Origin of the sequence: Streptomyces sp. ADI96-02 (genome assembly GCF_003846185.1) — a bacterium.
Taxonomy (GTDB): Bacteria; Actinomycetota; Actinomycetes; order Streptomycetales; family Streptomycetaceae; genus Streptomyces.
The window spans coordinates 2,141,092-2,156,641 of sequence record NZ_ML123034.1; the positions used below are offsets into that span (position 1 = coordinate 2,141,092).

The following is a 15,550-nucleotide window of genomic DNA, read 5'->3' on the forward strand; positions in this document are numbered from 1 at the left end:
CCCAGCCGGCGAGCAGCCCGTGGCAGAGCGCGCCGCCGAAGGCGTCCCCGGCCCCGAGGCCGTTGACGACCTCGACCGGGAGCGGCGGCACGTCGGCGGTGGAGCCGTCCCGGTGGACGGCGAGGACGCCCTTCGGCCCCTGTTTGACGACGGCGAGTTCGACTCCGGCGGCGAGCAGCGCGCGGGCCGCCGCGTGCGGTTCGCGCTCACCCGTGGCGATCTCGCACTCGTCGACGTTGCCCACGGCGACCGTCGCATGGGCGAGCGCTTCGCGGTAGCGGGCCGGGGCGGCGGTGCCGCGGTCGCCGCCGTCCCAGAACACGGGCCGCCAGTCGAGGTCGAACACGGTGGCGGTCCGGGCCCCGGAGTCGGCTCGGCTCTCGCTGCGGGCGCGGAGCGCGGCCAGCGTCGCGGCCAGGCTCGGTTCGGCGCACAGGCCGGTGCCCGTCATCCAGAAGATCCGCGCCGCGCGCACCGCCTCCAGGTCCAGGTCCGCCGTCCGGATCTCCAGATCGGGCGCCTTGGGCTGCCGGTAGAAGTAGAGCGGGAAGTCGTCCGGCGGGAAGATCTCGCAGAACGTGACCGGCGTCGGGTACTCCTCGACCGCCGTCACCCACCGGTCGTCCACGCCGAACCCGCGCAGCTCCTGGTGGAGGTAGTCCCCGAAGGCGTCCTGCCCGGTGCGGGTGATCACGGCCGCGCGCCGCCCGAGCCGGGCCGCCGCGACGGCGACGTTCGTCGGGGAGCCGCCCAGGAACTTGCCGAACGTGTCGACCCGGGCCAGCGGCACCCCGATGTCCCGCGGGTAGATGTCCACCCCGATCCGCCCCATGGTGATCACGTCGTACGGCTCAGGCATACGCATCCCTTCGACCCGCCGGCGGCCGGTTGACCTCAGGTCTAGCCCGCTTCCCGGAGCCCTGTCAACATTTTGTCCGGACATTCGGACGAACCCTTGACACTCCTCCGGAGAGGCCGCGAGGCTGGGCGATATGACCGCCTCCGCGCCCCCTCCGGCCCGCATCCGCATCGGCTCGGCACCCGACTCCTGGGGAGTGTGGTTCCCCGACGATCCGCGGCAGGTGCCCTGGCAGCGCTTCCTCGACGAGGTGGCGGAGGCCGGTTACGCGTGGATCGAGCTCGGCCCGTACGGCTATCTGCCGACCGATCCGGCTCGGCTGGCGGACGAGACGCGCCGCCGCGGGCTCACCGTCTCGGCGGGCACGGTCTTCACCGGACTGCACCGCGGCCCGGACGTCTGGGACCGGACCTGGGCGCACGTCGCGGACATCGCCGAACTGACCCGGGCCATGGGCGCGGAGCACCTGGTCGTCATCCCTTCCTTCTGGCGGGACGACAAGACGGGCGAGGTGCTGGAGGACCGCACGCTCACGCCCGCCCAGTGGCACGACCTGACCACGCAGACGGAGCGCCTCGGGCGCGAGGTCCGCGAGCACTACGGCCTGCGGATCGTCGTCCATCCGCACGCCGACACGCACGTCGACAGCGAGGAGAACGTCAACCGCTTCCTCGACGCGACCGACCCCGACCTGGTCTCGCTCTGCCTGGACACCGGCCACTACGCCTACTGCGGGGGCGACAGCGTCAAGCTGATCGAGACCTACGGGGAACGCATCGGCTACCTCCACCTCAAGCAGGTCGATCCGGAGGTGCTGGCGACGGTGATCGCGGAAGAGGTGCCCTTCGGCCCCGCCGTGGCCCGGGGCGTGATGTGCGAGCCGCCGGGCGGCGTGCCGGCGCTGGAACCGGTGCTGGACGCGGCCCGCGCCCTGGACGTCGACCTGTTCGCCATCGTCGAGCAGGACATGTATCCGTGCCCGCCGGACAAGCCCCTGCCGATCGCCCGGCGGACGCGCGCGTACCTGCGCTCCTGCGGCGCGCCTCGGTCCCGGCCCTGAGACCTGCGGCGGGTTCCCGGGTCGCCGCCCGCCCCCGGCACCTGGGTCCCGCCCGCCTCCACGGCCCCCGTCACCTCCGCCAGAAGAGATGGTGCGTCACACCGCTGCCGCTCGGGCTGGGCACGACGTCCCGGTGGAACCGGTCGAGCAGTTCGTCCGAGGACTCCCACAGCCGCAGTCCGGACCCGGCCTCGACCGGCGCGACGGCGACGTGCAGCGTGTCGACCAGGTCGGCGGCCAGGAACTCGCGGATGGTGCTCACCCCGCCGCCGAGCCGGACGTCCTTGCCCCGCGCGGCCTCCCGCGCCCGCTCAAGGGCCGTGGCGGGATCGGCGTCGACGAAGTGGAACGTGGTGTCGGCGAGCGTGAACGAGGGACGCTCGTGGTGGGTCAGGACGAACACCGGCGTATGGAACGGCGGCTCGTCGCCCCACCAGCCGCGCCACTCGTGGTCGCTCCAGGGGCCGCGCTGCGGCCCGAACTTGTTGCGGCCCATGATCTCGGCCCCGATGTTGCGCCCGTAGTCCCGCGTCAGGTAGTCGTCGAGCCCTCTGCTCCCACCCGCGTCGCCGCGCATGGGCCAGCTCGCCGTGGCACCGGCCCAGGCGAACAGCCGCCCGGGGTCGACGTGCCCGAACGGCCGCTCCAGGCTCTGATCCTCGCCTGCGCCGATGCCGTCGCTGGAGATGGTGAAGTTCTGGACTCTCAGCAGTTGGGTCACGGGGTCCTCCCTGTGGTGTCGGCAGGTCCTGTCCCGCCGGCGGTGCCGCGCGCCGCGCCATCGACGACGACGAGACTGTGCGGACCAGGAAATCCCATCGCCGCCCCTGTGGCGGTGGGGCGCGCTGACGGCAGGCGAGACCGCACCCCGCGGCCCGTATCCCGTATCTCCTATCTCGTATCCGTATCCCGTGAAAGCCGTGGCGTGGCCGCGGCCGAGCCGCCTTGATACCCCCTAGGGGTATAGTGGCCCGCGAGGTGGCCACCGCAGGGGCTCCGGGCCGGATGCCCGCCCGCATGCCGCCGAACCGTGCCTGCCGAAGGAGAACGCCATGACCGCCGAGACCGACACGCCCCAGACCACCGACTCCTGCTGCTCGCCCGCCGGCTCGTGCCACGGCGGCGCGGCCGACGTGCGGATCGAGCCGACCGCGCAGACCACCGCGGTGTACGAGGTCAAGGGCATGACCTGCGGGCACTGCGAGGGCGCGGTGTCGTCGGAGATCGCGGAGATCGCGGGCGTGACCTCGGTCGAGGCCGTCGCGGCCACCGGCCAGGTCACCGTCACCTCCGAGGCCCCGCTGACCGAGGAGGCCGTCCGCGCCGCCGTCGACGAGGCCGGTTACGAACTCGTCGGCCGCACCGCCTGACGACCTCACCGGGGTTCGTGGAGATCTCAAGGTGACGGCTGACGCAATCCGCCCTTCCAGGCGTACGCTGGCCACCATCAGGGGCGGCCTCCTCCGGACCTTCGGGTGCGGCGCGGCCTGGCCCCTGACGGCAAGTGGCCTGCTCAACCCAGTGTTCGCGGAAGCCTTCACGGCGTTCTTCACCCCTGCTCACCGTCACGGACAGCCACCGACCGCGAGCCTTCACGTAACGCCCACAAAGAGATTTAGATCACATCGGTTTCAGGGTAACCATTCGGTGGGTTCGCGAGTCTTAGAGTGCGATTGCCAAGGATGTCTTGGGGGACGTCCGATGGAGTGTCTTGGGGGACGCTCCATGGCAAGCGTTGGCCGGGGCACGTGCACCGGGGAGCTTTGAGCGGCCCTCCCGTGCGTACGTTCCCCGGCAGACCGCGTCAGGACAACGGGAGTTCAGGCTCCCGACAGACGCCCGGCCGGATCCCGTGGGGGGAATCCGCTCCGGGATATGGGAAGCGCCCCGACCGTCGACCCGTGGGGGGATCGACGGCGGGGCGTTTCTCGCTCCGCGATCGGATGGAGCGGCCCGTCGCCACCGCGCCGACCGTCGCCCTCTTCCCACGCACGACCCCTCGCCGGAGAATGACCCTCCAAGTGAAGACCTCGGGGGGACACATGCCGGATCAGCGCACTGTCTCAGTGCCGCCCGCGATACGGGAAGCCGCGCGCGACTTCGAACTGGGCAGGCGTCGCGGGCTCGTGCACACCGAGCCGAGGCGTCTCGTCTGGCCGGTCCTGATACCGCTGGTCGTCTTCGGCGCGGCCATGCTGTGGTTCGGCGCCTCGTCGGCCGTCGAGGACCAGCGAACCAGCGGGGCCTGGTACTACTCGTCGCCGCTGCTCGTCCTGGGACTCGGACCGCTCGCCCTGGCCGCATGGATCTTCGCGCGAGCCTGGACGCAGCCTCAGATCTGGGTCGCCCATTACGAGCGCGGGCTGGTGAGGTGGATCACCGGGAGGGTGCCCGAGGTCTACGAGTGGGACGAGATCGCGGGCATCGCGCGGGAGGAGACCCGGGTGACCGACGGTCTCAGCAGTGCCACCTGGCGCACGCTCACCGTGATCCCGGAGGAGGGCGATCCGATCGTGGTGAGCGACTCGTACAGCGGGCTCGCCGCGTTCGCCGACGCCCTCGACACCGCGTTCAGCCGAGTGCGGCTGCTCCAGGACGCGGCCCGCCTGGAGGCGGGCGAACAAGTCGACTTCTTCCTCGTCCAACTCGACCCCACCGGGATCGGACACCTCGGCGAGCACCTGGCATGGCGTGAGGTGGCGCGGGTCGAGGTGAAGAAGGGCATCCTGGACATCCACCGACTCGGCGTCAGGAAGCCCTGGTTGTCCATCCCCGCGTCCTCGGTCCGCAATCTCCGGGTCTTCCTGTCCCTCGCCGAGGCACTGCGCCGACAGCACCGCTCCAGGTAGCCGACGCCTCACGCCTGCCCGGCCCGCCGTGCCCGGCCTGCGGAGCCCTGCCCCGGACGCGGACCCTCCCCCGAAACGCCGAATCGCCCCGGACACCGCGCTCTGTGCGAAGCGCGGTACGCGGGGCGAAGGCAGTCGGCCGGAGCGGCCGGGTGTTACGGGGTGTTACGGGGTGGGGCTCAGCGGCCTTCGACCGGGACGAAGTCGCGCAGGACCTCGCCGGTGTAGATCTGGCGCGGGCGGCCGATGCGCGAACCGGGCTCCTTGATCATCTCGTGCCACTGGGCGATCCAGCCGGGGAGGCGGCCGAGCGCGAAGAGCACGGTGAACATCTCGGTCGGGAAGCCCATGGCCCGGTAGATCAGGCCGGTGTAGAAGTCCACGTTCGGGTAGAGGTTGCGCGAGACGAAGTAGTCGTCGGAGAGCGCGTGCTCCTCCAGCTTGAGCGCGATGTCGAGCAGCTCGTCGGACTTGCCGAGCGCGGACAGCACGTCGTGCGCGGCGGCCTTGATGATCTTGGCACGCGGGTCGAAGGACTTGTACACCCGGTGGCCGAAGCCCATCAGGCGGACGCCGTCCTCCTTGTTCTTCACCTTGCGGATGAAGGAGTCGACGTCGCCGTCGTTGGCCTGGATGCCTTCCAGCATCTCCAGCACCGACTGGTTGGCGCCGCCGTGCAGGGGGCCCCACAGCGCGGAGATGCCGGCCGAGATGGAGGCGAACATGTTCGCCTGCGAGGAGCCGACCAGGCGCACGGTGGAGGTCGAACAGTTCTGCTCGTGGTCCGCGTGCAGGATGAGCAGCTTGTCGAGCGCCGAGACGACGACCGGGTCCAGCTCGTACTCCTGGGCGGGGACCGAGAAGGTCATGCGCAGGAAGTTCTCGACGTAGCCGAGGTCGTTGCGCGGGTAGACGAACGGGTGACCGATCGACTTCTTGTAGGCGTACGCCGCGATGGTCGGCAGCTTGGCCAGCAGGCGGATCGTCGAGAGGTGGCGCTGCTCCTCGTCGAACGGGTTGTGGCTGTCCTGGTAGAACGTGGACAGCGCGCTGACGACCGAGGAGAGCATGGCCATCGGGTGGGCGTCGCGCGGGAAGCCGTCGAAGAACCGCTTGACGTCCTCGTGCAGCAGCGTGTGCTGGGTGATCTCGTTCTTGAAGGCCGACAGCTCGTCGACCTTCGGAAGCTCACCGTTGATGAGCGTGTACGCGACCTCCAGGAACGACGAGCGCTCGGCGAGCTGCTCGATCGGGTATCCGCGGTAGCGCAGGATGCCCTGTTCGCCGTCGAGGTAGGTGATGGCGGATTTATAGGCGGCGGTATTGCCGTATCCGCTGTCCAGCGTCACCAGGCCGGTATTGGCCCGAAGCTTCCCGATGTCGAAGCCCTTGTCGCCGACGGTGCTGTCGATCACCGGGTAGGTGTACTCGTCATCGCCGTACCGCAGTACTACAGCGTTGTTGGTGTGCTCGCTCACGTCATCCCTCACCGACGTAGTGCCTCTTCTTCGAGGTGCCCTGACTGTCTCCACCCTCCCCCATTCGGCTCAGGAGAGTGCACTCGGGGTCGTCCATTGGACCTACTGGCGGCACTGAGTGCCGCCAACTTACTCATCCTGCCCCCTTGACCGCGGTTCCGGAAGACCTCCGTGATGTTTCCCACCGGTTTGATCGATCATTTCCGGGCGAGGGTCACGCGAAGTCTCCGCCGCCACCGCCCCGGAGCCGGAAATCCAGTGCCGTACAGCGTCTGCCTGCGGAAACCGTGCGGACCGCCTGGGCGATCGCCTTGCGGGAGCCGACCAGCACGACGAGCTTCTTGGCCCGGGTCACGGCCGTGTAGAGGAGGTTGCGCTGGAGCATCATCCAGGCGCTGGTGGTGACCGGGACGACGACGGCCGGATACTCGCTGCCCTGGGAGCGGTGGATGGTCATCGCGTAGGCGTGGGCCAGCTCGTCCAGCTCGTCGAAGTCGTAGCCGATCTCCTCGTCCTCGTCGGTGCGGACGGTCAGCCTCTGCTCGTCCGCGTCGAGGGCGGTGACGACGCCGACCGTGCCGTTGAAGACGCCGTTCTCGCCCTTGTCGTAGTTGTTGCGGATCTGGGTCACCTTGTCGCCGACCCGGAAGACCCGGCCGCCGAACCGCTTCTCCGGGAGGTCCGGGCGGCCCGGCGTGATGGCCTGCTGGAGCAGCCCGTTGAGGTGGCCGGCGCCCGCCGGTCCGCGGTGCATGGGGGCGAGGACCTGCACGTCCCGGCGCGCGTCCAGGCCGAACCTGGCGGGGATCCGGCGGGCCGCCACGTCCACCGCCAGGACGCCCGCGTCCTCCGTCTCGTCCTCGACGAAGAGGAAGAAGTCGTTCATTCCCTCGGTGAGCGGCGGCTGCCCTGCGTTGATGCGGTGGGCGTTGGTGACGACGCCGGACTGCTGGGCCTGGCGGAAGATGCGGGTGAGCCTGACCGAGGGGACCGGGCCGCCGTCCGTCAGCAGGTCGCGCAGCACCTCTCCCGCCCCCACCGAGGGCAGCTGGTCGACATCGCCCACGAGCAGCAGGTGGGCACCGGGTGCCACCGCCTTGACGAGCTTGTTGGCGAGCAGCAGATCGAGCATCGACGCCTCGTCCACCACGACCAGGTCGGCGTCCAGCGGCCGGTCCCGGTCGTAGGCCGCGTCGCCGCCCGGCTTCAGCTCCAGCAGCCGGTGCACGGTGGACGCCTCGGCCCCGGTCAGCTCGGAGAGGCGTTTGGCGGCCCGGCCGGTGGGCGCGGCCAGCACCACCTTCGCCCGCTTCGCCCGCGCCAGCTCGACGATCGACCGGACGGTGAACGACTTCCCGCAGCCGGGCCCGCCGGTCAGCACCGCGACCTTCCGGCTGAGCGCCAGCCGGACCGCCTCCTGCTGCTCGGGGGCCAGACTCGCCCCCGTACGCGTCGCCAGCCAGGCCAGCGCCTTGTCCCAGTCCACGTCCTGGAAGGCCGGCATCCGGTCCTCGCCGGTGTTCAGCAGGCGGCGGACCTGCCCGGCGAGGGACAGCTCGGCCCGGTGGAACGGCACCAGGTACACGGCGGTGACCGGCTCCCCGCCCTCCGGCGAGGGCACCTTCTCCCGTACGACGCCCTCGGGATCGGCCGCCAGCTCGGCCAGGCACTCGATGACGAGGCCCGTGTCGACCTGGAGGAGCTTGACGCCGTCCGCGATGAGCCGTTCCTCGGGCAGGAAGCAGTGCCCCTGGTCGGACGACTGGGACAGGGCGTACTGAAGCCCCGCCTTGACCCGTTCGGGGCTGTCGTGCGGGATGCCGACCGCCTGGGCGATCCGGTCGGCGGTCAGGAACCCGATGCCCCAGACGTCGGCGGCCAGCCGGTATGGCTGGTTCTTCACGACGGAGATCGAGGCGTCCTCGTACTTCTTGTAGATCCGCACGGCGATGGAGGTGGAGACGCCCACGCCCTGGAGGAAGACCATGACCTCCTTGATCGCCTTCTGCTCCTCCCACGCCGCCGCGATCATCCTGGTGCGCTTGGGGCCGAGGCCGGGGACCTCGACGAGCCGTTTCGGCGCGTTCTCGATGATGTCGAGGGTGTCGACGCCGAAGTGGGTGGTGATCCGGTCGGCCATCACCGGCCCGATGCCCTTGATCAGACCGGAGCCCAGGTAGCGGCGGATGCCCTGGATGGTGGCGGGCAGCACGGTGGTGTAGTTCTCCACGGTGAACTGCTTGCCGTACTGGGAGTGCGAGCCCCAACGGCCCTCCATCCGCAGCGACTCGCCGACCTGCGCCCCGAGCAGCGCGCCGACCACCGTGAGGAGGTCGCCGGCTCCGCGTCCGGTGTCGACGCGCGCGACCGTGTACCCGTTCTCCTCGTTGGCGTACGTGATCCGCTCCAGGACCCCTTCGAGGACGGCCATGTTGGACATGGGCCCGACGCTACCGGGTGCCGCTGACAGGCGGTCCCCCCGGCGGGGATTCCCGCAGGGGAGCGGGCATTCCGCCGGGGGGCCGAGGCGGCGGGTGCTGCCCGCGCGCCTGGCCCGCCGCCTCTCGGGCTCATGGCACGTCTTCGCCCCGTTCGCCTTCTCCCGCACGGGGCTCCGGCCGGTCCGGCAGGAGCGCGTCGAGGCGCGATCCTCGGCTCACCGCGACGCGCACGACCTGTTGCAGCGATTCGGTCAGCCGGCCGGCAAGGAAGCGGATCTGCGGCCCGGTGGCCTCGCCGCCGTCGGACAGGAGGTCAGCGGCGTGGCCGAGCAGTTCGTCCGCCATGCCGAGCTGGACGCACTCGACGTCGTCGGCCATCCGCGACACCTGGCCGGTGCCGTCCCCCAGGACGTAACAGGGCTGCCCGCCCGTGCCCGTCCACGGAAGCAGCCGCACGGCGGAAGCGTCGGCGTGTCCGGCGTGTCCGGTGTGTTCGGCGTGTTCGGTGTGTCCGGTGTGATCACTGTGCCGCCTCACGCCACGGCCTCCTTCACGCGGCGGAGGTCCACCCCGCGTACGGCGACCAGCAGTCCCCCGCGCCGGATGCGCCGCCGCCTCGCTTCGGCCGCGCGCGCCTCGGCCACCTGCCGTTCGTGCGCCACGAAGTACGGGCGTACGAGCGGGCTGTCCTCGCCGCGCGGAGGGCGCTCACCGGTCCGGTAGACGGTCGGCCCGCCGACGTAGGAGCAGGAGTAGGCGGACACGTACGCGTACGTGTCCAGCGGGTGCCGTTGACGGCGCACCGGGATCAGCAATCGCAGTACGGGCTTCAGCAGCCGGGCGATAGCGTGCTTCATCGTCAGCCTGTTTCTCTGGGGATGGCCAGGCCCCCGGACCGGTTGCGTCGGTCGCGGGGGTCCTCTTCGTTCGAGGTCAGCCACTTCTTTCTGTAGCGAACCCATCACAGAGTGGGGTCATCCGTCGCTACGCTGCCAGGGGGTGGGGGATGACAGCGCGTCCGTCAAGACGGGGAGTTGGACTGCCATGGGAACGAAACGAAGGCCGCGTACGCCTCGGGAGAAGTACGGCGAGGAGCTACGGCTGCGGCGTATCGCGGCGGAGCTGACGCAGGAGGCGCTGGGCGAGATGGTCGTCTGCTCGTCGACTCTCATCAGCCACTACGAGGCGGGGCGGCGGCTGCCGAGCCCCGAGGACGCGCAGCGGATCGACCGGTCACTGGGCACGGACGGGTTCTTCGCGCGGTGGCTGGAGGATCTGGACTCGAAGTACGCCGATCATTTCGCGGCGGTGGCCGAGTTGGAGACGCAGGCGACGCTCATCCAGCAGTTCGCGCTCTCGCTCGTGCCGGGCCTGCTCCAGACGGACGGCTACGCGCGTGCGCTGTTCCAGGCGTACCGGCCCAACCACCGCAGGGACGAGGTTGACAAGGACGTTGTCATTCGAACAGAGCGTGCCCGCATCCTCGACGGTCCGTTGTGCCCGGTTCTCTGGACCATGGTGGACGAGGCGGTTCTCCGGCGGCGCGTGGGTGGACCACAGGTCATGGCGCAGCAGTTGAACAAGATCGCGGACCTGGCCGAGGCCGGACGGCTCCGGCTGCACGTGCTGCCGTTCGGAGTGGGAGCGCATTCCCTTCAGCAGAGTCTGCTGACGCTGCTGAGCTTCGCGGACTCGGCTCCGGTGGCTTACGTTGAGGGCTTCCAGACAGGAAACCTGATGGACGATCCGCGCTCGGTGGCGTCCAGCCGCACGGCCTACGATCTCGCCCTGAGCGACGCGTTGTCGCACCAGGAATCACTCGCGCTTGTGCGGTCGGCAGCAGAGGAACACGAACATGGTCAGCAGTAGGCGGAGTGTCGCGGATTCGACCACGCTCACCGGGTGGTTCAAGTCCAGCTACAGCGGCGGAGACCAGGGCGAGTGCCTGGAAGTCGCCGACGGCCACACCACCGTCCCCGTCCGCGACAGCAAGGCCCCCACCGGCCCGGCCGTCCTCTTCTCCGCAGCAGGCTGGTCGTCCTTCGTCGCCGCCGTCAAGGCCGGTGACCTCTCCACTCACCTCTCCGCCTGATCGCGCGCCGTGCTGTAGGCGGCCCCGCGCTCACCACGCGACCGGGGCCGCCGCCAGGCCCATGTCACGCACGGGACAGGAACGCCGCGCGCAGGGCCCTGTCGCGGAGCAGGCCCAGGGTCTCCTCCTCGCCGGCGAACAGCAGGTCCGCCGCCCGATGGTCGGCCTGGTGGAACATCGCCGCCAGGACGTCCGCGAGAGGGCGGTTCCAGGCCACTCTGACGATCTTGGCCGCCTTGTCGTCCCGGCCCCGGTCCGTGGCGATGCGCCACAGCTCCACCGACTCCTTGGCGGTCTCGTAAGCCGTTCTGCGTCCGTCGACGAGCACGCCACGCGCGTTGAGCCCGAACACGGCTATGCAGGCGTCGCCCTGAGGCGTCAGCCCTCGGTACGTACCCACCGGCAGGATCAACCTCAGGTGGTCCAGGGGCTCCTGGAGCGTGGGGTCGAGAAGGAGCGGGCCGCCGTCCTCCTCGGATCGGGGGAAGGCGTTCCGCTTCTGGTTGCTGTTGCAGTACGCGCAGGCCAGTAAGTGGTTGAGCCATTCGAAGGTGCGCACCGGGGCAAGGCTCTTCGGCTCGAAGTGGTCGATGTCCGTGCCCTGGCTGTCTCCGCAGTACATGCAGCGCTGGTGGCCCGGCGCCATGTCCGCGAGGGTGGACAGGAGACCGTCGCGGACACGACGGCGGACCGTGGTGTGGGCCCACAGAGCGGCTGCCGTGGCCTTGCGGTCGGTCTCGGCGGTCTGCTCGATCTCCTCGGTGTACGTCGCGAGTCGAGCCGACGTGTCCGGGGGCAGCGAAGCCCGTCGCAGGCGGATCACTCCGTCTCGCCGCCCTCTCCGTGCCCGCTCTCCCCGCTCTCCCCGCTCTCCTCGATCTTCTCGGCGATGCGGTGGAGTTGGGCCGACATCTCGTGGACCCGTGCGGCCGGTGAGCTGGTGAGCAGCTTCTTCAGCTCCTTGTAGCGCTCGACCGTCCTTGCCGAGGTGTCTCCCTCGTACACCCGGGACTCCAGCGCCACGAACTCGGCACGGCGGCGTTCGGCCTGCTCGGAGTACGGGGTGTCGAGGCCGAAGAGGTCGGAGAGGACCGCGTCGTCGCCGCTGCCGTAGACCACCCTCTCGTACAGGTCCTCCGACACGACCTCGGGTGCCGCGTCCTCCTCCACGCCCGGCAGGCGGATCAGGCCGCCGGGGTCCGCCGCCTGGCAGATGTACGGGCTGTGGGTCGTCACGATGAACTGGATGTGGGGAAAGTGCTCGGTCAGCCAGGGACCGATGCGGCGCTGCCAGGACACGTGGAGGTGGGCGTCGATCTCGTCGATGATCACGACACCGGGCACCTGTAGGGGGCTGGGGCCGTCCTCGCCGCTCTCTCCGGTGAACGCGTCGTCGCCGAAGGCGTCGTGGATCTGCTTGAGCAGGTCGACGACGAGCGCGGCCACCGTGCGGAACCCGTCGCTCATCTCCCGCAGCGGGAACCGGTGCCCGTCGCGGGTGACCCACAACCCCTCGGAGTCGACGTCCTCCACCCGGTAGCCGTCGGGGAGCAGTCCGTGGCCCAGGACCGACAGCGCGGCCCGCTTGAGCGCTGCGGCCCCCTCCCGGCCTTCGAGTGCTCGCAGATGCTGCTCGATCAGCCAGGCCACGCCTTCCGCCAGTGAGGCGTCCTCGTGGAAGAGGCTCGCCTGCCGGGCCACCGGACCCGAGGCCAACATCAGCCGCTGCACCTCGCCCGATCCTCCGGCCATGCGCCGGAACGGCCCGTAGGCGGCGCAGAACCAGCCCATCGGGTTGTCCGCCCAGGGGCCGCGCTGAGCAGGAGTGGCGCTCGTGGCGTCGGGGTCCCGCCTGATGCCTTCCAGCGACGGCTGGGCGCTCTTGCGGCTGCTCATGGACTCGGCCGGAGCCGTCCAGCGCAGGCCCGCCCAGAAGTTGTTCTGGGTGCGCCCTCGGGCGCTGAACCCGTCGAACCCCGCGTCCCTGACGAGCTTCGCCTCGACCGAGCCGGTGGTCCGCCCCCGCGACAGCCAGTTCTCGAACCCCTGGACCAGACCGCGCGCCGCGACCGGCCCGCTCAGGGCCAAGGCAAGCGCCCGGAGCAGTGTGGTCTTTCCCGATCCGTTGCGTCCCGCGAGGACCGTCCAGCCGGCGTGCGTACCGTCCGGGCGGGTCAGTGTCAGATCGACGACGCGCGGGCCGTGGAACGACTTGATGTTCTCGACGCGCACGCGGGAGACGTACATGGGTGGCGGTTCCGTCCGGTAGGGGAGGGGCGGGCAGGCTGTTCCGGTGCCGCGTCGGCCGGGATACCGCCGCCCAGCGCCTCAGCCGGGCGCGGAGGGCGCTCCTCCCCTGCCGTTCACCCCGCCGGCGACGCCGTCCCGATCGTTCAGGCGGTCGAGTCTACGAGACACCGGCCGGACCGCCGGGGAAACGCCGCCCCTCCGGGCCCTCACGTCAGGTCGACGGAGACAGCTTCTTCGCCGTGGCGCAGTGGCTCGTCCTGCGGTGCCGCCACAGCTGAATCACCGTCAGGACGAACAGGGCGGCGAACGCCGCGACCAGCGCCGCCGCGATCTCCACCTGCCGGCCGCCGGGTGTTCGGTCCGCCTGAAGGATCAGGCCCAGCAGGGAGAGCACCATGCCGACGGCGTACACCGAGCGGACCCGCCGCAACTGTCGAACCGCGCGCGGGGCGAGAGCAACACGCTTCATGAAGGCCATGTGCGCCGAATACCCCGGGGAACGGCCGCTCAGTCGTCAGGAGCGCCCCCGTTCCCCGGTCCGGGTGTACGCGGACGGGAGCGGCGGCGGTCGCGGGCGTCGGGGCGGGCGGCTGTTCGGGGGACGCGGGGGCCCGCGTCCCCCGAACAGTGGAGGTGAGGGCTGGTTCCGTGGCCCTCATTCAGGTGTTCGGAGTCCGGACCTGGTTCGGATTGCCCGCACCCGGGATTTCTTCGCCCCGCGCTTCGGGGCTTACGCGACCCCGGCGTCCGTTCCGGAAAAGGCGTCCGCTCCGAAAAGGCGTCTGTTCGGAAAAGCGGAATGGGGCCCGGCCTCGCGGCCGGACCCCCTCTGCTTTCCCCCCGTCGGGCCTTCCCGTTCCCCCCGGACCCCTCCCCGGAAGTCCCGACGCCCTGTGTGACCCGGGAGGGTACGCAAAGGTTGCATCTCTTTGCGATCTCTTTACACGGGGTGTGGATCAGCTCTCTGAGCAGGCATGCGGTAGGCAGCGTTCGGCCACTTCGGTCACTTGAGCCACTTCCGTCACTTCCGTCACTTCAGCGGCCATGTCCGCCCCGCGTTCCGCCGGGGCCGGACCGGTGAGGAAGTCGCCCCGGCAGACGCCGGCGAACTCCTCAATGCCTTTCCCGCCAAAGCGGAGAGCACGTTCTACAGGAGAGGGCGCTAGCCTGCGGGCAGCGGCCCGGACAAGAGCGGTACAGGGGGCGGACCGGCGGCTCCCGACCGGCCCGCGACCGCCCCGCGACCGTTCGCCGATCGCTCGGCGGGCACCGGCGATCGCATCCGGCGTTCGCCTCCCGTGACCTCGGAGGACAGCGATGACAGTCACCCTGGCGGATGTGGCGGCCCGCGCACGGGTGTCTCCCGCGACGGTCTCCCGTGTACTGAACGGCAACTACCCGGTGGCCGCGTCGACCCGGGAACGGGTGCTGCGCGCGGTCGACGACCTGGACTACGTGCTCAACGGGCCCGCCAGCTCCCTCGCGGCGGCCACCTCCGACCTGGTCGGCATCCTGGTCAACGACATCGCCGACCCGTTCTTCGGGATCATGGCGGGCGCGGCGCAGACCCAGATCGGCGGGCCGGGCGACGGCTCCGGGCGCGCGGGCGGCGAGAAACTGGCCGTCATCTGCAACACCGGCGGCTCCCCGGAGCGCGAGCTGACGTATCTGACGCTCCTCCAGCGCCAGCGCGCCGCCGCCGTCGTGATCACCGGCGGCGCGGTCGAGGACCCGCTGCACCAGGCCGCGATATCCGCGAAACTGGCGAAGCTCGCGGACGCGGGCACCCGGATCGTCTTCTGCGGACGTCCCCCGCTGCCCGAGGGCGAAACGCTGGTCGCCGCGCTCGCGTTCGACAACCGGGGCGGCGGACGGCGGCTGACCGAGCACCTGGTGTCGCTGGGCCACCGGCGCGTCGGCTATGTCGCGGGACCGCCGGAGCGGACCACCACCCGGCACCGGCTGGAAGGGCATCTGGACGCGATGCGGGCCGCCGCGCCCGACGCCGGGGACGCCGACCGGCTCACCGTGCACGGCCCCTACGACCGCCGCTCCGGTTATGAGGCCACCCTCGAACTCCTCCGCAGAGAGCCGGGGTTGACCGCCGTGGTGGCCGCCAACGACACCGTCGCCCTCGGGGCGTGCGCGGCGGTGCGCGACCGGGGGCTGCGCATTCCGCAGGACGTCTCCGTGGCGGGCTTCGACGATCTGCCGTTCTCGGTGGACGCGGTTCCGGCCCTGACGACGGTACGGCTGCCGCTCTTCGAGGCGGGCGCCCGCGCGGGGCGGCTGGCGATGGGCAAGGAGAACCCGCCGCCGGGCGGTATCGCGACCATCGCGGCCGAGCTGATGATCCGGGGGTCGACCGCGCCGCCCCGGGGGTGACCGGAGGGCTCCCGGGGCCGGTCGTCCTCGGAGCGGGTGACCGGAGGACCGACCGGGGCCGGTCGTGCCGGCCGGGGGTCGGGCAGGAGACTGCGCGCCGGGGGACGCAAAGATGGGGGCGGTGCCCCCATGCGCC

15 protein-coding genes and 1 pseudogene are annotated in these 15,550 nt (G+C 70.8%); 7 read left to right on the forward strand and 9 right to left on the reverse strand.

The genetic code is table 11. The features are described from left to right. Positions 1 to 859, reverse strand: an 859-nt coding sequence (gene iolC, locus EES43_RS09360) for a 5-dehydro-2-deoxygluconokinase (protein WP_241192356.1), incomplete at its 3' end; no start/stop codon positions are given. A gap of 133 nt (positions 860 to 992) precedes the next feature. On the opposite strand from iolC, the gene EES43_RS09365 reads away from it, so the two are divergent. After that, positions 993 to 1,919, forward strand: a complete 927-nt coding sequence (locus EES43_RS09365; protein WP_124268308.1) for a sugar phosphate isomerase/epimerase family protein — start codon at positions 993 to 995, stop codon at positions 1,917 to 1,919. Positions 1,920 to 1,989: 70 nt separating this feature from the next. Here the strand turns inward: EES43_RS09365 and EES43_RS09370 are convergent, their stop codons facing one another. Continuing rightward, positions 1,990 to 2,640, reverse strand: coding sequence for a dihydrofolate reductase family protein (locus EES43_RS09370; protein WP_124268309.1), 651 nt, complete (start codon positions 2,638 to 2,640; stop codon positions 1,990 to 1,992). Between the two features lie 331 nt (positions 2,641 to 2,971). Between EES43_RS09370 and EES43_RS09375 the strand changes: the two genes are divergently transcribed. The 3 genes and pseudogenes from EES43_RS09375 (at position 2,972) to EES43_RS09385 (ending at position 4,768) form a co-directional block, all read left to right on the forward strand. Then, on the forward strand, positions 2,972 to 3,289 hold the full coding sequence (locus tag EES43_RS09375; protein ID WP_124268310.1) for a heavy-metal-associated domain-containing protein: 318 nt from the start codon (positions 2,972 to 2,974) through the stop codon (positions 3,287 to 3,289). A gap of 1 nt (position 3,290) precedes the next feature. Next, positions 3,291 to 3,519: pseudogene (locus tag EES43_RS31230) on the forward strand (haloacid dehalogenase); the annotation flags it as partial. A 466-nt stretch (positions 3,520 to 3,985) separates the two neighbouring features. Beyond that, entirely contained in the window at positions 3,986 to 4,768 is a 783-nt protein-coding gene (locus EES43_RS09385; RefSeq protein ID WP_124268311.1) for a DUF6585 family protein, read from the forward strand. A 179-nt stretch (positions 4,769 to 4,947) separates the two neighbouring features. Here EES43_RS09385 and EES43_RS09390 read toward each other — a convergent pair whose 3' ends face one another. The 4 genes from EES43_RS09390 to EES43_RS09405 form a co-directional block, all read right to left on the reverse strand. Continuing rightward, on the reverse strand, positions 4,948 to 6,246 hold the full coding sequence (locus EES43_RS09390) for a citrate synthase (protein WP_124268312.1): 1,299 nt from the start codon (positions 6,244 to 6,246) through the stop codon (positions 4,948 to 4,950). A gap of 214 nt (positions 6,247 to 6,460) precedes the next feature. Next, the gene (locus EES43_RS09395; protein ID WP_124268313.1) at positions 6,461 to 8,686 is read right to left on the reverse strand and encodes an SF1B family DNA helicase RecD2; all 2,226 of its coding nucleotides are present in this window, start codon (positions 8,684 to 8,686) and stop codon (positions 6,461 to 6,463) included. A gap of 130 nt (positions 8,687 to 8,816) precedes the next feature. Next, the gene (locus EES43_RS09400; protein ID WP_124271863.1) at positions 8,817 to 9,143 is read right to left on the reverse strand and encodes a hypothetical protein; all 327 of its coding nucleotides are present in this window, start codon (positions 9,141 to 9,143) and stop codon (positions 8,817 to 8,819) included. 77 nt (positions 9,144 to 9,220) lie between these two features. Continuing rightward, positions 9,221 to 9,544, reverse strand: coding sequence for a hypothetical protein (locus EES43_RS09405; RefSeq protein ID WP_124268314.1), 324 nt, complete (start codon positions 9,542 to 9,544; stop codon positions 9,221 to 9,223). A gap of 187 nt (positions 9,545 to 9,731) precedes the next feature. Between EES43_RS09405 and EES43_RS09410 the strand changes: the two genes are divergently transcribed. Further along, a complete protein-coding gene (locus tag EES43_RS09410) occupies positions 9,732 to 10,556 on the forward strand; it encodes a helix-turn-helix domain-containing protein (protein WP_124268315.1) in 825 nt (274 codons plus the stop codon). Next, positions 10,543 to 10,779 (forward strand): DUF397 domain-containing protein, encoded by a 237-nt coding sequence (locus EES43_RS09415; protein ID WP_124268316.1) that lies wholly within the window; start codon positions 10,543 to 10,545, stop codon positions 10,777 to 10,779. The genes EES43_RS09410 and EES43_RS09415 overlap by 14 nt, the downstream gene beginning before the upstream one ends. Before the next feature lie 64 nt (positions 10,780 to 10,843). Here the strand turns inward: EES43_RS09415 and EES43_RS09420 are convergent, their stop codons facing one another. The 3 genes from EES43_RS09420 to EES43_RS09430 form a co-directional block, all read right to left on the reverse strand. Continuing rightward, positions 10,844 to 11,602 (reverse strand): HNH endonuclease family protein, encoded by a 759-nt coding sequence (locus EES43_RS09420; RefSeq protein WP_241192357.1) that lies wholly within the window; start codon positions 11,600 to 11,602, stop codon positions 10,844 to 10,846. Next, a complete protein-coding gene (locus tag EES43_RS09425) occupies positions 11,599 to 13,026 on the reverse strand; it encodes an AAA family ATPase (RefSeq protein ID WP_124268317.1) in 1,428 nt (475 codons plus the stop codon). The genes EES43_RS09420 and EES43_RS09425 overlap by 4 nt, the downstream gene beginning before the upstream one ends. 214 nt (positions 13,027 to 13,240) lie before the next feature. Further along, complete coding sequence (locus EES43_RS09430; RefSeq protein ID WP_124268318.1) at positions 13,241 to 13,507, reverse strand: hypothetical protein; 267 nt, start codon at positions 13,505 to 13,507, stop codon at positions 13,241 to 13,243. Between the two features lie 839 nt (positions 13,508 to 14,346). Between EES43_RS09430 and EES43_RS09435 the strand changes: the two genes are divergently transcribed. Next, positions 14,347 to 15,414 (forward strand): LacI family DNA-binding transcriptional regulator, encoded by a 1,068-nt coding sequence (locus tag EES43_RS09435; RefSeq protein ID WP_124268319.1) that lies wholly within the window; start codon positions 14,347 to 14,349, stop codon positions 15,412 to 15,414. Positions 15,415 to 15,550 lie beyond the last annotated feature (136 nt).

What these genes read in the sequence shown, in the direction of transcription:
- EES43_RS09430 (WP_124268318.1), bottom strand. Translation starts at nt 13,507, where the DNA reads ATGGCCTTCATGAAGCGTGTTGCTCTCGCCCCGCGCGCGGTTCGACAG.
- EES43_RS09410 (WP_124268315.1), top strand. Translation starts at nt 9,732, where the DNA reads ATGGGAACGAAACGAAGGCCGCGTACGCCTCGGGAGAAGTACGGCGAG.
- EES43_RS09415 (WP_124268316.1), top strand. Translation starts at nt 10,543, where the DNA reads ATGGTCAGCAGTAGGCGGAGTGTCGCGGATTCGACCACGCTCACCGGG.
- EES43_RS09425 (WP_124268317.1), bottom strand. Translation starts at nt 13,026, where the DNA reads ATGTACGTCTCCCGCGTGCGCGTCGAGAACATCAAGTCGTTCCACGGC.
- EES43_RS09375 (WP_124268310.1), top strand. Translation starts at nt 2,972, where the DNA reads ATGACCGCCGAGACCGACACGCCCCAGACCACCGACTCCTGCTGCTCG.
- EES43_RS09435 (WP_124268319.1), top strand. Translation starts at nt 14,347, where the DNA reads ATGACAGTCACCCTGGCGGATGTGGCGGCCCGCGCACGGGTGTCTCCC.
- EES43_RS09405 (WP_124268314.1), bottom strand. Translation starts at nt 9,544, where the DNA reads ATGAAGCACGCTATCGCCCGGCTGCTGAAGCCCGTACTGCGATTGCTG.
- EES43_RS09365 (WP_124268308.1), top strand. Translation starts at nt 993, where the DNA reads ATGACCGCCTCCGCGCCCCCTCCGGCCCGCATCCGCATCGGCTCGGCA.
- EES43_RS09395 (WP_124268313.1), bottom strand. Translation starts at nt 8,686, where the DNA reads ATGTCCAACATGGCCGTCCTCGAAGGGGTCCTGGAGCGGATCACGTAC.